General features: G+C 43.6%; 16 protein-coding genes. 5 read left to right on the top strand and 11 right to left on the bottom strand.

Annotated features, from left to right (window positions below):
* The first annotated feature begins 42 nt into the window (after nucleotides 1-42).
* Entirely contained in the window at nucleotides 43-642 is a 600-nt protein-coding gene (locus NFR88_RS09280) for a metallophosphoesterase family protein (RefSeq protein ID WP_160202338.1), read from the top strand.
* A gap of 15 nt (nucleotides 643-657) precedes the next feature.
* On the opposite strand, the gene NFR88_RS09285 is transcribed toward NFR88_RS09280, so the two are convergent.
* Entirely contained in the window at nucleotides 658-1,962 is a 1,305-nt protein-coding gene (locus NFR88_RS09285; protein WP_160202337.1) for a D-serine ammonia-lyase, read from the bottom strand.
* A gap of 334 nt (nucleotides 1,963-2,296) precedes the next feature.
* Here NFR88_RS09285 and NFR88_RS09290 point away from each other — a divergent pair, with 334 nt between their 5' ends.
* A complete protein-coding gene (locus NFR88_RS09290; RefSeq protein ID WP_160202336.1) occupies nucleotides 2,297-2,803 on the top strand; it encodes a hypothetical protein in 507 nt (168 codons plus the stop codon).
* Between the two features lie 61 nt (nucleotides 2,804-2,864).
* Here the strand turns inward: NFR88_RS09290 and NFR88_RS09295 are convergent, their stop codons facing one another.
* Nucleotides 2,865-4,946, bottom strand: coding sequence for a sigma-54 interaction domain-containing protein (locus NFR88_RS09295; RefSeq protein ID WP_251615382.1), 2,082 nt, complete (start codon nucleotides 4,944-4,946; stop codon nucleotides 2,865-2,867).
* A 280-nt stretch (nucleotides 4,947-5,226) separates the two neighbouring features.
* On the opposite strand from NFR88_RS09295, the gene NFR88_RS09300 reads away from it, so the two are divergent.
* A complete protein-coding gene (locus NFR88_RS09300; RefSeq protein WP_160202334.1) occupies nucleotides 5,227-6,735 on the top strand; it encodes a Na+/H+ antiporter NhaC family protein in 1,509 nt (502 codons plus the stop codon).
* Between the two features lie 71 nt (nucleotides 6,736-6,806).
* Here the strand turns inward: NFR88_RS09300 and gap are convergent, their stop codons facing one another.
* From gap to NFR88_RS09320, 4 genes are all read right to left on the bottom strand, one after another.
* Nucleotides 6,807-7,823, bottom strand: a complete 1,017-nt coding sequence (gap, locus tag NFR88_RS09305; RefSeq protein ID WP_251615386.1) for a type I glyceraldehyde-3-phosphate dehydrogenase — start codon at nucleotides 7,821-7,823, stop codon at nucleotides 6,807-6,809.
* A gap of 197 nt (nucleotides 7,824-8,020) precedes the next feature.
* A complete protein-coding gene (pcp, locus tag NFR88_RS09310; RefSeq protein ID WP_161908105.1) occupies nucleotides 8,021-8,659 on the bottom strand; it encodes a pyroglutamyl-peptidase I in 639 nt (212 codons plus the stop codon).
* A gap of 249 nt (nucleotides 8,660-8,908) precedes the next feature.
* Entirely contained in the window at nucleotides 8,909-9,139 is a 231-nt protein-coding gene (locus tag NFR88_RS09315; RefSeq protein WP_161908106.1) for a HipA N-terminal domain-containing protein, read from the bottom strand.
* Nucleotides 9,126-9,410, bottom strand: coding sequence for a helix-turn-helix domain-containing protein (locus tag NFR88_RS09320; protein ID WP_161908107.1), 285 nt, complete (start codon nucleotides 9,408-9,410; stop codon nucleotides 9,126-9,128). The genes NFR88_RS09315 and NFR88_RS09320 overlap by 14 nt, the downstream gene beginning before the upstream one ends.
* A 216-nt stretch (nucleotides 9,411-9,626) precedes the next feature.
* Between NFR88_RS09320 and NFR88_RS09325 the strand changes: the two genes are divergently transcribed.
* Entirely contained in the window at nucleotides 9,627-10,391 is a 765-nt protein-coding gene (locus NFR88_RS09325; RefSeq protein WP_251615388.1) for a DUF2089 domain-containing protein, read from the top strand.
* A gap of 112 nt (nucleotides 10,392-10,503) precedes the next feature.
* Nucleotides 10,504-10,806 (top strand): hypothetical protein, encoded by a 303-nt coding sequence (locus tag NFR88_RS09330; protein ID WP_251615391.1) that lies wholly within the window; start codon nucleotides 10,504-10,506, stop codon nucleotides 10,804-10,806.
* Nucleotides 10,807-10,898: 92 nt separating this feature from the next.
* Here NFR88_RS09330 and NFR88_RS09335 read toward each other — a convergent pair whose 3' ends face one another.
* The 5 genes from NFR88_RS09335 to NFR88_RS09355 form a co-directional block, all read right to left on the bottom strand.
* Nucleotides 10,899-11,744 carry a GIY-YIG nuclease family protein gene (locus tag NFR88_RS09335; RefSeq protein ID WP_251615394.1) on the bottom strand — a complete coding sequence of 282 codons (846 nt, stop codon included), beginning with the start codon at nucleotides 11,742-11,744 and terminating at the stop codon, nucleotides 10,899-10,901.
* Nucleotides 11,745-11,807: 63 nt separating this feature from the next.
* Nucleotides 11,808-13,733, bottom strand: coding sequence for a methionine--tRNA ligase (gene metG, locus NFR88_RS09340; protein ID WP_251615398.1), 1,926 nt, complete (start codon nucleotides 13,731-13,733; stop codon nucleotides 11,808-11,810).
* A 128-nt stretch (nucleotides 13,734-13,861) separates the two neighbouring features.
* Nucleotides 13,862-14,089: a hypothetical protein gene (locus NFR88_RS09345; protein WP_160202321.1), complete on the bottom strand. Its 228-nt coding sequence runs from the start codon at nucleotides 14,087-14,089 to the stop codon at nucleotides 13,862-13,864.
* A gap of 55 nt (nucleotides 14,090-14,144) precedes the next feature.
* Nucleotides 14,145-14,759 (bottom strand): cytidylate kinase-like family protein, encoded by a 615-nt coding sequence (locus tag NFR88_RS09350; protein ID WP_251615413.1) that lies wholly within the window; start codon nucleotides 14,757-14,759, stop codon nucleotides 14,145-14,147.
* A gap of 65 nt (nucleotides 14,760-14,824) precedes the next feature.
* Nucleotides 14,825-15,886 carry a flavodoxin family protein gene (locus NFR88_RS09355; RefSeq protein WP_243151072.1) on the bottom strand — a complete coding sequence of 354 codons (1,062 nt, stop codon included), beginning with the start codon at nucleotides 15,884-15,886 and terminating at the stop codon, nucleotides 14,825-14,827.
* Nucleotides 15,887-15,904 lie beyond the last annotated feature (18 nt).

Genomic DNA, 15,904 nt, shown 5'->3' on the forward strand with positions numbered 1-15,904 from the left:
AGTGCGCAGGTGTGTTATACTATATTTACGGAGGAACAATTTATGAAGATTTTTTTAACCAGCGACACCCACGGCTCTATCACAAAAGCCCAGGAAGTCCTTGCGAACCTTTCCGATATTGACCTGATTATCCACTGCGGCGACTACAAAGATGACGGCCAGTGGCTCAGCGAAGTGACTGGCATCCCCGCTGTCTGTGTCCACGGAAACAGCGACCGGTGCAATCCTTCCGATTTCACTACCGTTGACACCCCTTACGGCAAAATACTGGTCATCCATGGTCACATGCAGCTGGTAGAGTTTCGTCTTGACAACTTGCTCTATCAGGCAATGGAAAAGGACTGCACTGCAGCCTGCTACGGTCATACCCATATTGCCGCCTATGAAGAAGTGGATGGCATCCATCTGATTAATCCGGGCAGTCTAACAGACCCCAGAGACGGCAGCGGCGGCACCTTTGCTATCATTACCAGCACAGAAAATGACTTCTACGTGGACATCGTCCGCTACGACACGTTCATGGACTCTCACCGAAAAGCCGAACCTCCTGTCAATTCCGAGTCCAATTCCCAAAAGAAAAATGCGCCGAAAGTCAAAGGCGGCTTCCTGCGCAAATTACTCAACTATAGCGACCGGTTTTAAAGACACCAGTTCCAATTATTTTCCCATCGCATAATACGCCTGCATTTCTGCTTCCGGCACCATGCTTCCGCCGGTAGCCCAGAGAATATGTGTGGCGTTTTTTAGTTTGTCCTTTAAATTGTTTTTAATCAGATAGCCTTCCGCAGAAAGCACATGCCCCGGTCCTGTAAAAGACGCGCATGCCGACGGTTCAATCCACAAATCCTCAGAATCTGCCAGCTTTGCCAGATATGGGTAGAGCTTGTCATCTTCGATGGTATAGCAACCGTCCAAAAGAGTTTCCATAATACTGCCCACAAGTCTGGACGGTCTTCCTACAGCCAGTCCGTCTGCCGCCGTCTTTCCGTCAAGGCCTACATCTCCGACGGAAATCTCATCGTGAAGACCTGTCAGCATACCCAGTGTCATACATGGCGCATGGGTTGGTTCAGCAAAAAAAATATGAATATGTTCTCCAAAAAGCATTTTCAGTCCAAATGCCACACCACCCGGTGCGCCGCCAACGCCGCATGGAATATACACGAAAACCGGGTTATCTTCATCACAGGTAATCATCTGCCTCTTGAACTGATCTGCCAGTCTCTTTGCTGCTACTGAATACCCTAAAAATAAATCCGAAGAGCCTTCATCATCTACAAAATGACACATAGGATCTTTTGCTGCTTCTTTACGCCCTTCCGCAACTGCTTTCTGATAGTCATCTTGATATTCAATAACAGTAACTCCCTTCTGGCGCAGCAGTTCCTTTTTCCATGCTCTTGCATCAGCTGACATATGCACTGTCACCTTAAAACCCAGCTTTGCACTGATAATGCCGATAGATAGTCCCAGGTTCCCCGTAGAACCTACTGCTACACTGTATTCCCCGAAAACTTTCTTAAAGCGCTCTTGCGCAAGTACTGCGTAATCATCCCCGATAGAAAGCATACCTCGTTCTATGGCGATGGTTTCTGCAAATTTCAGCACCTCATAAATACCACCCCGTGCTTTGATGGAGCCAGAAACAGCCAGGTGACTGTCACACTTTAAAAACATTCTGCCCGGAATTTCCCGATTCATCTCCTCCTCAAAAACTTTCTTCATTCTTGTGATTTCCGTAAGAGGCGACTCAATGATACCGTCCGTATTTTCCGTTTCAGGAAAGGCCGTCTTAATATACGATGCAAAACGTGCAAGCCGTGCACCGGCATCCTCGATATCTGCTAAAGAAAAAGGCAACTCTTTCTCTCTTCCAGCTTTCTCATTAAGCCAGAAAATCTCATCACAATTTATCATATTCTGTATTATGGGATGTTCCACAATTAATTTGTCGATGTCCATTGTCCGCTCCTTTCTATACATACAAAGAGTCGCTACTATTATACACTATTTCTGGTATAAAAAAAAGTTTCAATTTCGGTACGATTTTCACTCTTTTGACCCATAATCGGCTCAATTTCAGCAAGTTTTTCCCGTACATTCTGCAAAATTCGACGTACGTCATTATTCTTCCAAATTTTCATGCCGCTACACATTGAAAAATACACATTCTTCATCCCTGCAAAAATTATGGATTTTTTCGAAAAGTCCTACTCTTTTTGGCACAGTTTATGCTATAATTAACAGTAATCAATATAATTTCTCTTTCCCTATATAAAAACATGGAGGTAAAAAAATGAGCAATACAGTTATGCTGAAAAGAGCCTTTAATCAGGCTGTCGCCACTGGCGCAGTTCGCTTTACCGACGCAGACACCGACCTTTTAGTCATCAAAACCTATATTCTGGACTATGCAAAGAAGAACAGTGTCGATATTTCCGCCGCAGAAGTTGAAAGTTTCATCAAGGACCAGCAGAAAAAGTTAAAAAGTCTCTCCACTAAAATCACCGGCGATGGTGTGCATGTAGATATAGAGCAGATTTCCGAAAACTACAAACCGCTGGAAATTTCCAAAGATGAGATGTTAAAAGAAGCATTTGCCCGCGCTGCTTCAAACCCAGCCATCGCATTTTATGACAAAAAACTTGATTTCACTATCATCAAAAATGGTATGGCAGAATTCGCAAAGGAATGCAATATCGAAGTCACTGAACAGGAAATCGTAGATTATATCAAAAAATCTTTCCACGAAATGAATGAAGCTGCAAAAGACTTTTCCTATGAATTTAATGCAATGAAATAGTTTTTCCCACACTAAAAAAGCTGCGTTTTCCTTCGGTCTCGCAGCTTTTTCATTTCTCCTATTATAATCCGTATTTTAATTTCTTTCTTGCGAGGGTGGTCTGGGGCAAACCCAGAAGTTCTGCCGCCCGTCTGGTGGTTCCCTCTTTTTTCAGAGCATACTCAATAATCTGCTTCTCCTGCTGATTCATCAGCTGATGAAAGTCCAGACTGTCGCTATATTCAAAGCTTTTCCTGATATTAATCATCATATCTCCATAAGCATTTTCATTGAGAATCTCATCCACATCTTCGGCTGTAATCACCACGTTCCTGCTGCTGATAATTAGGCGATGCATGACATTTTCCAGTTCCCGCACGTTGCCCGGCCAGTGATACTTATAAAGCTGACCTAAAGCCTCCGGCGACAGTTCCTTGTGGATTCTGTATTTTTTCGTCCAGCTGTCGGCAAAAGTCTGGGCAAGACACAGCACATCTTCCTTTCTTTCCCTCAAAGCAGGTACATCAATTTTACAAATATTCAGCCTGTAGTACAAATCTTCTCTGAAGGTTCCCTGCTCCACTAGGTCCTTTAAAGGCACATTATTGGCAACAATAACCCGCACATTGACAGAAATCTGTCTGGTACCGCCTACTTTGAAGAACTGATTTTCCTGGAGCACCCGAAGAAGCTTTGACTGCATGTTCATTGACAGGGTGCCGATTTCATCGAGGAATAAAATTCCTCCGTCAGCAAGCTCAAAATACCCCGTTTTTCCAGATGATGCTGCCCCGGTGAAAGCGCCCGCCTCATATCCAAAGAACTCAGACTCCGCTAGACCTTCTGCAATAGTGGCGCAGTTAATTTTCACACAGGGCTTTAAACAGCGATCGCTGTTCTGATGAATCAGAGAAAGAATCTTTTCCTTGCCGACGCCGGTTTCTCCCTGAATAATTACGTTGCAGTCGTACTTTGCCACATTCATGACTTCCTCAATCATACTTTTCGTCACCTTGCTTTGATAGACAAAATCATCCTCTTTGCCCGCTGCAATCCGCATGATGTTCTCCGCCTGACTTTTTGTCAGTATTTTCTTCCGATTCTTTTTCTCGTAAAGACGATTGATTTCCTCCAGCTGATTCCTGATTTTACGCACAATCCGCAAAGTAAACTGGGGATAATCCTTCAGATACTGGTCGAAAGCATACATGGTGGTCATCTTACCAAGAGACTCCGCCGCCAATTGGGCTGCGCCATAATGATTTTCTACCGATGTAAAATACACATCGCCAAAAGGCTTTATCATCAGTACCGCTAAGGTTTCTGCACCAAAAATATCTTCCGCTACGATAATCTGATCTACCTGATCCAAATTCGGTTCTTCTTTTCGCAGTGCTTCAAAGGACGCAACCGGCATTGCTAGATTCGTAAAGAAAACTTGCCCTACAAGGGGTTTCATCACATTTCTAATTTCTTTTTGCGAAAGTCCTTCCCTGCTTTCCTCATCCATCACCACCGTCACATGAGAATCTGCAATTCCCGCTTCTTTCAAAGCCGCCGCATACAGCAGTGTACCATAGACAGTTCTTCCGATAATGACCAATTTTTTGTTGGCATGCTCCAGCGCAATATTATACGCCCCAAAGAGACTGCCCGCCTCATCAATTGCCGCCAAGGTGTAGTCCGGACTTAGATCCCTATCTGCTACGTGAACGGGCGATGTCTCAAAGAGAATCGCATAACCACTACAAACAATCTGTCCATAGTTAAAATCTATCTCGTGAATTTCTTCAATATATACAGGAATGCTGCTCAACGAGGCGATACAGTAAATTCGGTCGCCTTCCACTGCACCTACCTCCGAAGTCAGATCTTCTGCAATCTCTTCCACCGTACCTATCAGCACACCGCCGGAACCAATAAAAGGATTATGCAGTTTGCCTCGCTTCTCCACTAAATCCAAAATCTTACTCCGAATTTTGTTTTCATCATATCCGCTGCTGGTACAAATCTGCTGAAAATTCCCCCATTCTAAGTGAATTCGTTCAAGAGAAACTCTCGCTTCCTTGCTTAAAAGCGTGCGGCTGTTGTCAACTTTCCATGCCGTCGCCGGCACGACACCTTTGGGTTCTAATACCCGATTTAAACCATAATTTCTGTCCATTCCTAACTCCTATTCCTTAACAATGCAAGGCTATCCTTTCTTAATCCTATGATAGAACCAGAAAAAAGTCAACCTTTTGAGTCATTTTTGGCGTGTAATTTTTATATTTTTCTCAAAAATGGTTCGTATGCGTGAACAAGACACAATTTTTCTATGTTCTTAAAGTCCTTTTCATACCTTGCAAATACTGTCTCATTGCGTAATTTTCAGACAACTTTCTACTCTTGGCACAGATATTGCTCTTTACATGGGTGGGATTTATTAAGTAAAGGAGAAAAAAATGAACGTTTTAAAAGCAATCTTCAAGTTCGTGCCAATTTTTATTCTGGCAGGACTGATGATGTCCGGACAGGACGCTTTGCTTGCTGCTACTATCGCTGCAGTTGCTGCGGTTGTTGTAGCTAAGCTGACAGAAAAAATTTCTTTTAAAGAATGTATGGACGCTGCTATGGACAGTGTAAAAAACATTATTGTGGCATTATTTATTCTGATGTTTGCCTATGCAATGGCCAGCGCCTTCATGTCAACAGGCGTAGGGGCTTCTGTTGTAAACATCGCTTTATCACTGGGTATCACAGCGAGAACTGTTGCGATTGTAGGGCTTTGCGTAACAGGCATACTCTCTGTTGCTACTGGCACATCTTGGGGCACCTTTGCAGCATGTGCTCCGATTTTCCTGTGGCTGGTGCATATCGTTGACCCTAACTGCATCGAAACCGGCAGCCTGCTTCTGACTACCTGTGCAATCGCAGGGGGCGCATGCTTTGGTGACAACATCGGTCTGATTTCCGATACTACCATCGTATCCTCCGGTATTCAGGGCGTAGAAGTTGTAGACAGAATCAGAAGTCAGGGCGTATGGTCTGTACTGTGTCTGGTTCTTGCTGCTATCGTATTCTTCATTGCCGCTACCGTAATGGGGCTTCCTAATCAGGCGGTAGAAGCCTCCAACGTACTGGACTCCGTTCCACAGAGCGCGCTGGATTATCTGGCTGAAGAAAAGCCTGAAGCGATTAATCTTCTGGATCAGGTACAAAACGGCGTAGCACTTTACATGATAGTTCCTCTCATTCTGGTAATTGGCCTTGCAATTTCAGGGCTGAACACATTCGGCTGTATCGGCACCGGTATCGTATCTGCCTACGTTCTTGGACTTTTCGCAGGCACTACTTCCTTCAACGGCGGCGGACTGCAGGACTATCTGAACATGTGTATGGACGGCTTTGCTGACGCAGGCAGCTGGGTAATCATCATGATGATGTGGGTTGCTGCATTCGGCGGCATCATGGGCAAGATGAAAGCCTTCGATCCGCTGGCAAACTTGATTGTAAGAGTTTCCCACAATGTAAGACAGCTAATGTTCTGCAACGGCTTGCTTTGCCTTACTGGTAATGCAATCCTGTCCGATGAGATGGCACAGATTGTAACGGTTGGTCCAATCATCAAAGGAATTACAGAAGAAAACGTAGAGGCTGAAACAGAAGAAGACATGTATAAGCTGAAACTGCGAAATGCTACTTTCGGTGACGCAATGGGTGTATTCGGCTCTCAGCTAATTCCATGGCACGTATACCTTGGATTCTATGTTGGTATCGCAGCAAACGTATATCCGCTGTTCCAATTCTCTAACACAGACTTCATCAAGTATAATTTTATGGCAATGATTGCTGTAGCTTCTATTCTGATTCTGACTGTCACCGGTCTGGATAGAGTGATTCCGCTCTTCGGACTGCCAAAAGAACCAAAAGTCAAACTCAGGAAAAAAACAGACAAAGAAAACATCGCGTAAATTCCAGTATAATCCCACCTAAAAGGCGCAGGCTCTCATCAAAGAAGCCTGCGCCTTTTCTTATCCGCATATTAAAGGAAATTTCTCAGATATTTCAGCGTTCTTATCATCTGAGACACGTAGCTGCATTCGTTATCATACCATGCAACCACACGAACCTCATAAATCTTGGTGCCGCATCTTTGAGCAAGGGTTTGTGTAGCGTCAAAGAGGGAACCGTAGTTCATGCCGATGATATCGCTGGATACCAACTCTTCCTCTGTATAGCCAAAAGACTCGCTGGCAGCAGCCTTCATGGCCGCATTAATGCCTTCTACCGTTACAGACTCTGTCTCGTCTTTCAGTGTAGCATCCAAAATAGTGATAGATCCGGAAGGCACTGGTACACGCTGTGCAGAGCCAATCAGCTTTCCATCAAGTTCTGGAATCACCAGACCGATAGCCTTTGCTGCACCGGTGCTATTAGGCACGATATTGACTGCACCAGCCCTTGCACGGCGAAAATCGCCTTTTCTGTGGGGTCCGTCCAAAAGCATCTGATCTCCGGTGTAAGCGTGAATGGTCGTCATAAAACCGGTACGAATTTCCCGGTAATCGTTAAGCGCCTTTGCCATAGGAGCCAGACAGTTGGTGGTGCAGGACGCTGCGGAAATGATATCATCTTCGGCAGTCAATGTTTCATGGTTAGTTCCGTAAACGATAGTCTTTAAATCGTTTCCAGCAGGAGCAGAGATTAGAACCTTCTTTGCACCAGCGCGAAGATGCGCCTCTGACTTTGCCTTAGAGCAGAAAAAGCCTGTGCATTCCAGCACGATATCTATACCCAGTTCTTTCCATGGCAGCTGCCCCGGATCTTTTTCAGAGAGAATCGTGATTTTCTTACCATCTACAGTGATAGAATTGTCATCGCAGGTCACAGTATGACCACGATAGCCTCCCTGCACACTATCATACTTCAGTAAATGTGCCAGCATCGCCGGTTCTGTCAGGTCGTTGATGGCTGTGACCTCCATAGTTTCATCTTCAAAAATCTGTCTGAATGCCAGCCTACCGATTCGTCCAAATCCATTAATTGCAATCTTTGTCATGTTTCACACCCTCCTCATTGTACTGCCCGTTTTTAACACCCGCATGTAATCCCCTGTCAGCAGGCAGTCTGTTAACTATAGTATAGCACAAACCCAACCAAAGTTAATCACAAAAATCAAGATGCGATGAATTATTTAAAAATTTTTAAAATTTTCTGCTGCAACTGCAGGATTGGAGCAGAAATCATCTATCGTTATCACTGCAGTGTTCCCATAGATACATGGCTTTCTTCTCCGCAGAGCGCCGCGGAAATGGCAGCCTGCAGTCCCTTAACCATGTCAGCAAGTTCCATCGACGGCATGTCAGGTCGTTCCGTCACCTGTTCAGGAATATATGGCACATGAATAAAGCCCGCCTTCATCTGGGGATAAAACTTGTCCGCTAAATATAATGCTTCATATAACAGAGTGTTGCAAACGTAACTTCCCGCAGAATAAGACAACTCTGCCTTAACACCAACAGCTCTAATCCGCTCAACCATAGCCTTCACTGGCAAAGTAGCAAAGTAAGCATTTGCTCCGTCTTCTCTAATGGGCACATCAACAGGCTGCTTTCCATCGTTATCAGCAATCCGTGCATCAATCAGGTTAATTCCAATTCGCTCTACCTCAATCGCATCAACGCCTCCCGCCTGCCCAATACACAGCACCATATCAGGGCGATGCAGTTTTACTTCCCCTGCAAAAACTTCTCTACCCCGGTCAAAGACTACCGGAATTTCTTTTTTTATTATCTGTGCTCGCACGATTTCATCGGGCAAAAGCCGTACTGCTTCCCAAGAAGGATTCATCACTTCTCCTCCAAAAGGTTCAAAACCCGTTATCAATAATTTCATCTGTTGTGACTCCTTTATTTTGTTGTACATGTCCGTCAAACAACTTATTGAAAATTTACGCAAACATAATTCACAAGTGCTTTCTATATCAATACATCCGTCAGTAGATAAGTTTAATCATTTCTATGAGAATATAAACTATAAAACTCTATCTTGGAAAGAATCTTTGCAGTTCCTTAGTAATCTCCTGCACATCCCTGGCAATCTTTTGTGCCTTTGATGAAGAAATGCATGCGCTTTCCTCTACTACTAAAACATCTTCCATGCCGGATTCTTTCCATTTCCATTGACGCAGGTAGCACGCTCACCGCCAAGACTGCTGCTGTAGGTCAAATCATATGCAGGGGATAATTTCCACACACCTTTTTTATCCAGCCAGTCATCTTCATATTGAAAGGCAGTCAAATTTCGTTCATATTTTGCCAAAGTACCGATTTTTCTTCCGTCAGGAAAAACAGACAGCACATTAATCTCTTTCATGAATAATCTCCTCAATGGATCTGTAGCGCCTCTGTGCGAACAGTTTCAAAAAATCCTCCTGATAATCCAGTGTCTCAGCGATTTTAATCAGAGACTCCATAGATATCTTTCCCTTATTCTCAAAGTGTTTTAAAGAGCCAAGACTGACCCCGGACTTTCTGGCAAGTTCCTCCTGAGTAAGCCCCGCCTCTTTCTTTCGCCGTCTGGCATTCTTAGCAATTTCCAGTTCTATCTCTCTGGGAGATTTTATTAAATCCAAAATCGTATTCATAGATAATATTTTAGCTAAAGACGCTGTTTTTGTCAAATTCAGATAATATGATAGCTGTTTTTAGGCACATATTGCAATTGATGCCTCTTCAAGGCTTCTCATTATTAAATAGTACACTATTTATTCTTCTTTTCATAAATAGACTTAAATATTTTTCAATCTACATTGACTTTTCATTCCATCTATAGTATTATAGCAATGAAAGGAGAAAGTCATATGGCAAAAATGATATCCCACTGTCCTGTATGCAGTACAAAACTAAATATTTCCACCTTAACTTGTAAAGGCTGCGGAATGGAGTTAAAAAATGATTTTGAATTAAATTCCTTCGACTCTTTAGACCCAGAGCAATATACTTTTCTCATTACATTTTTAAAGCACAGAGGTAATTTGAACGCAGTCCAAAAGGAACTGAATGTTTCTTATCCAACTGCAAAAAAACAATTAGACAATTTACTGGTATCACTAAATCTTTTCGATGACACAGCAGCAGATTCAACAGAAAATCAGGAGATAATAGATATGTCAACTTGGACAATTCCAGAAAACAGCAATAAAGCGTCCGATATTATTAAACAGAAACTGATGGAAAACGGCGGAAAAGCTACCGTATATACAGTCAACGGTGGTTCTCATGAGATTAGAGCTGCTTCCGATGGCCTTTCTTTCATCAGCAATAAAGTTAACATAAACCCGCCTTGGCAATATAAAGTATTTGATATAATCGTCGATTTGCTGGTTTCACAAGGAGGTACTGCTGAAAAAGGCAATGGAAGAAACTACAAACTCGGCGAAGGTAAATGCACCGAAAAAACAGTTGTTGGAGCCATCGGCTATCATTACTCAGGAAAAAGTTTCGGAGACTCTGTTTACGATCCAGTTTTTTTCTTAGCAGCCATCCTTGAATGGGCAGGCATCGCACACAATGGCCGCGGAGAACTCACTTTAACCGATAGTTACCGAAAGAAAATTAATCTGTAATTGTAGAGCTGATATAAAACATGAGCACCTTTAATAAGATTTTTATCTGAATTTTTTAAAGGTGCTCATAGCCGGTTCTAATATCTTTATTAATAACAGGAGGTAGAAGCATATGGATAGACTCGCCTTTCGATTTCATAATGAACTAATTGAAAAAATGCACATCGCCAAAAAAGAATGCCACTACAATCCAACAAGATTTAACCAAATGATATCAGAGATTGGCGGCGTAGAAACTGCAAAAAAGCTAATTGATAAAGCAATGCGCAAAGGCGACTGCTCCGATGGATTCAGAACCCTATATATTCTTAACCGTTTAGATTTGACGATGGAAGATTCCGTATGTAAGGAAGAATACCAAACTCTCTTTTCTAAAGAACTGATTGAATACTGTAGACATCTTTTAAATGGTTAATCAAAATCACCCTAGCCATCCACACATTTAGTGTATATGACTAGGGTGATTTTTTAGTTTAATAATCCTCAGCGTCATTAAGACACGTTTTATCAATTATCATTCATTCCAAATTCTTTAGATAGCAATTTATTTTTATAAAGCGCTTCACACTGCATTACGGATTCATTAGATGTCGACTTAGGCAAAACCTGCAAGATTGAAAATTGAAATTTGTGATAACGCTCAGGGGCCTTGCAAAGAAGTTCTTTGATTTTCTTGTTTCCCCCATCTCTTGTATCTATGTATGCTTTCCATCTGCCGAGAAGTCCATCATTTCCATAAGCGGACCCTACATATTGCTGTCCGGAAACCGTGTCCACAATTAAATAGACTGCTTTCACCGCTTCCAGTGCCGTATGCCAGGATTCATAAACCGGACGATTTTTAATAATCGTATTCAGCTGGTCAAAAGACAATATCAGATTCTCGTAGCCGCTGAATACTTCTGCCGCACGTGACTGAATTGCCACAATCGGTTTTTCCAAAGAACCGCTCTGATGCCATGCCAGTGTGCCTCTGCCCCAATCGATAATCAGCCGATCTTCATATTCCTGCAGCAAATCCACATGTTCCAGATTAAAATACCCATTTTCCCCTGTAAACCAATCGACATGAGGAAATCCTACAGGCATAACCTCCGGGGTTGCCGGTACAAATCCATCGACTTTGTACAATGCGTAGAATCTTGCCATCGTTCCCTCATCACCGATAAATACAGCCCAATAGTCAAAATCCTTTGCAAAATTCCGGCTTTGTGTTCTTGTATACTCCCAAATCATTCCTTTTTTATAGCAAGGTTTAAACTGATCACTTGTTAGTGAATGACGAATCACTTTTACTCTCTTGGGGTCAATTCCCACTTTTTGTAAAATGTCAGCAAAATTCAAGATTGCCATAAGTCACACCTCTTCAAAAAGGAAGATTCCCTCCATGGAAACCTCCCTTTGTCATTCCATCATTTAATCTACCACTACGCCGTCTTCAGCTATGGTAGTAACGATTTCACATCTTTCACCGTTTTCAGCGAACATAATCATGCCCTTTGACTCCAGACCGCGCAGTTTGCGTGGCTTCAGGTTGGCGACGATGATTACTTTCTTTCCGACCATATCTTCCGGCTTAAAGTCTTCTGCTACGCCGGAGATAATCTGGCGGCGTTCTGTTCCCATCTTAATCTGGAAGACCAGAAGCTTATCAGCCTTCGGGTGCTTCTCTGCCTTTTCGATAAGACCTACACGGAAATCAATCTTGTCAAAATCATCGTATTCGATTTCCGGCTTCAATTCCAGCGGAATATTCTCTTCTTCAGGCTCTGCACCAGCTTTCTGCATAGCATCCAGTTCCTCAAGTTCCTTTTCGATATCAAGTCTCGGGAAAATGGCTTCACCCTTCTTCACCTGTTCCTGATACATCATATCGAAAGTAAACGCGTCTTCCCAGACCACATCCGCATACCACAGACCCATCTGCTTTCTAATCTTGTCAGAGGTAGTATGCATAAACGGATGAATCAGAATGGAAATGATACGCAGAGACTCTGCCAGATTGTGCAGGCAGGTATCCAGTTCCGGCTTCTTTGCTTCGTCCTTTGCCAGAATCCACGGTGCTTTTTCGTCGATATATTTATTGGCACGTCTAACAAGAATCCAGATTTCTTCCAGCGCCATATTGAACGCGAACTTGTCCATCTGAGCTTCCACCTTGGAGGCCGCGCCAGTCGCGATTGCTTTCAGATCTTTGTCGATATCGTCTTCCGTGTTGCTTTCCGGCACGACGCCGCCACAATATTTTTCGATCATGGAAGCCGTTCTGGACACCAGATTTCCAAGGTCGTTAGCAAGGTCGTAGTTCATCCGTTTCAGCATCACTTCATTGGTGAACACGCCGTCCTGTCCAAAGGTATACTCGCGAAGCAGGAAATATTTCAGCGCGTCGATGCCATAACGGTCGATGAGCTTCACCGGGTCAACCACATTGCCCTTGGACTTGCTCATCTTGCCGCCTTCAAGAAGCAGCCAGCCGTGACCCAAAACCTGCTTTGGAACCGGCAAATCTAAAGACATCAGCATTGCGGGCCAGATAATGGAATGGAATCTAACAATTTCTTTTCCTACAAGGTGCACATCAGCCGGCCAGTATTTTTCGAAAAGTTCCGGATCGTCAGGATAGCCCAAGGCAGTGATATAGTTTGAAAGTGCATCCAGCCATACATAGATGACATGCTTTTCATCAATTGGTACCTGAATACCCCAGTCAAAGGTAGAGCGGGAAATGCAAAGGTCATCAAGCCCCTGTCTGATAAATCCCAGCATTTCGTTTCTTCTGGTTTCAGGTTCAAGGAAGTTGGTGTTTTCCAAAAGGTCAATCAGCTTGTCCTGATATTTGGAAAGTTTAAAGAAATAAGCTTCTTCCTTGGCTTTCTGCACAGGTCTTCCGCAGTCCGGACAGCAGCCGTCCACAAGCTGACTTTCTGTCCAGAAAGATTCGCACGGCGTGCAGTACAGACCTTCGTACTCGCCTTTATAGATATCGCCTTTTTCGTACATTTTATTAAAAATAGCCTGCACCCGCTTTACATGTCTGTCTTCAGTGGTTCTGATAAAGTCATCATAAGAAATTTCCATGGTCTTCCACAGCTCTTTAATGCCAGCAACTACACCATCCACGTATTCCTGCGGGCTAACGCCCTTTTCTTCTGCAATGGTCTGGATCTTCTGTCCATGCTCATCTGTTCCTGTAAGGAAACGCACGTCATAGCCTGACAGTCTCTTGAATCTTGCCATAGCGTCTGCCATAACTGTACAGTATGTGTGTCCTATATGAAGGTTGGAGCTTGGATAGTAAATCGGGGTCGTAATATAATAAGTTCCCTTTTTCTCAGTCATTTCTATTCATTCCTTTCGTCTCCTGCGCCGAATGGGGCGAGGCAGTTTCTATCTTTTAGGATACCACACAATGGTTGGGTTAGTCAAGAAAAGAGCATGCCACCATCTGACATGCTCCTTATCGCTTTTTATCCTTCTAAATCTTCTTCAGCCCAGTCATCTCTCGACCATTCTTCATCTGGCCAGTCTTCGTTCACAAAGATTTTCTTCATGATGTGGTCCATACCCACTACCAACGTAGTTCCTGCCACAAAGCCTACACCTAAAATTGCAAGGGCTACCTTTGCTGCTGCAGACGTGCCGCTTTTTCTTCCTTTATCCGCCTTATTCGGCTCCAGTTTATTTTTCTTGCTCATTTCATTTCCTCCGTGGTCAAAATTCTCGACTCATCCACTTGATTTTCACTTTAATTTATCTATATGTTCTCTTATTAACGTATTCCACAATTAAGCTTGCAGCCTCTTCTTCTGAAATATAACTGCTGTTGATTGCCAAATTATAGTTGGAGAACTGCCCCCATTTCTGGCAGGTATGGTAGTTATAGTAGTTTGCACGAGCTTTGTCATAAGTATGCACTGTCTCCTTTGCATCGGCGGCATCAATGCCATAAACATTGATGCAACGGCGAATTCTGTCTTCCAGTTCCGCATAAACAAAGATATTCGTCACCCCTGGCATATCCTTGAGAATGTAATCAGCACACCTTCCGACGATGACGCCTTCACCCTCCTCGCCAATCTGATTAATCACATCAAATTGGGTGATAAAAAGCTTTTCGTTAACGGAAACTGCCTCGCTCATCATGCCCTCACCGAAGTTCATTGCTGAAGAAAGGCTATACGAGAAGCTGCTCTTTGCACGAAGCTCCGCGGTCTCCACAATTTCTCTGGATAATCCACTCTTTTCTACCGCCATATCGATAATCTCCTTATCGTAAAATGGCACGCCCAGTTTCTCCGCAACAAGTCTTCCGATAATGCGCCCACCGCTTCCGTACTCTCTGCTGATTGTAACTAGTTTCTTCATAAAAAACACCCTTTCTGTTCTCTATCCTATCCCTTTGGATACTTCTATTATACCGCAAAAGTGTTCTAAAGTGAAGAATAAATTCTCTCCGCGAAGGCTGCGGCTTTTTCTTCCAGATTTTCCACTTTTAGAATGCTTCCCGGATTATTAGCAGTTTCTACCAGAGCAAAATTTCCCGGTAAAATAAAGTTCTTGTTGAAATTCATCGCACCAATCACCTGCTCCGCCACAATATCTCCGCCGCTGTAGCCGGATATCACTAGAGCAAAGACTCTTTTCTTTGAGAAGTCGTGGGTGCGGAACACAGAGGTCAGCCGGTTAATAAAGGCTGTCAGGTTAGCGCTGACCGCATCATTGTAATTAGGGCAAACCATCACCAGCGTATCGCATTTAATGATAGCAGGATAAACCTTTTCTACCATGACGCCACCATAAAAGCAGTCGTCCTTTTCGCCAAAATGCAGACAGGTCTCGTATTTACAGCCGCGGCAGTCAAGGAGCTGACCGTTTCGCAGAGAAATCTCCTCCACCTCTACATCGTCGTCAAAATATCTGCGTACCTTTTCCCAAAGAAGCAGACTGTTGGACGTCTTCCTGCTGCTAGCGTGAACCATCAACACTTTTTGCGTCTTTTCCCCATGAATTTCGAAAGAAAGAAGCCGCTGCACCAGTTTTTTCACCTGCCCGGCATAAGCCTCCGCCAAATCCGTATGATTCACTTTGCTGATAATCTGAAAATTGTATAAGGATCCGGTTGCTTCCACCAGAGGTTTGCCAGGGAAAGTACAGCCTGCCATGTTTGCAGAAAATACCAGACGCCGGGCGAGACTTTTGGTAAAAAGCTCTCCGCTGCCGTCCACAATTACTCCTGCACAAGCCCCTGCAAGGCAGTCCGGCACTTTGCGGAAATACTCCAGCATACGATAGTATTCCAAATTGATACCGGCTTCAGAAAGGCAGACAGCAAAGAGCAGTCTCCTGCCTCTGAGGTCGGTTCTTTCTAAATCGTCAGCGGTCAGAAGATATTCCGCCTTGACATTTTTAAGTGCTTCCGAAAGCACCTGATCCATCCGACTTTCCCTTTTAAATTCTTTGCAAAACGGTTTAATCACTGTTAGCAAATTCAATCGCCTCTTTTCCTTTTC

Source organism: Senimuribacter intestinalis, from assembly GCF_943192965.1.
GTDB classification, from domain to species: domain Bacteria; phylum Bacillota; class Clostridia; order Peptostreptococcales; family Anaerovoracaceae; genus Senimuribacter; species Senimuribacter intestinalis.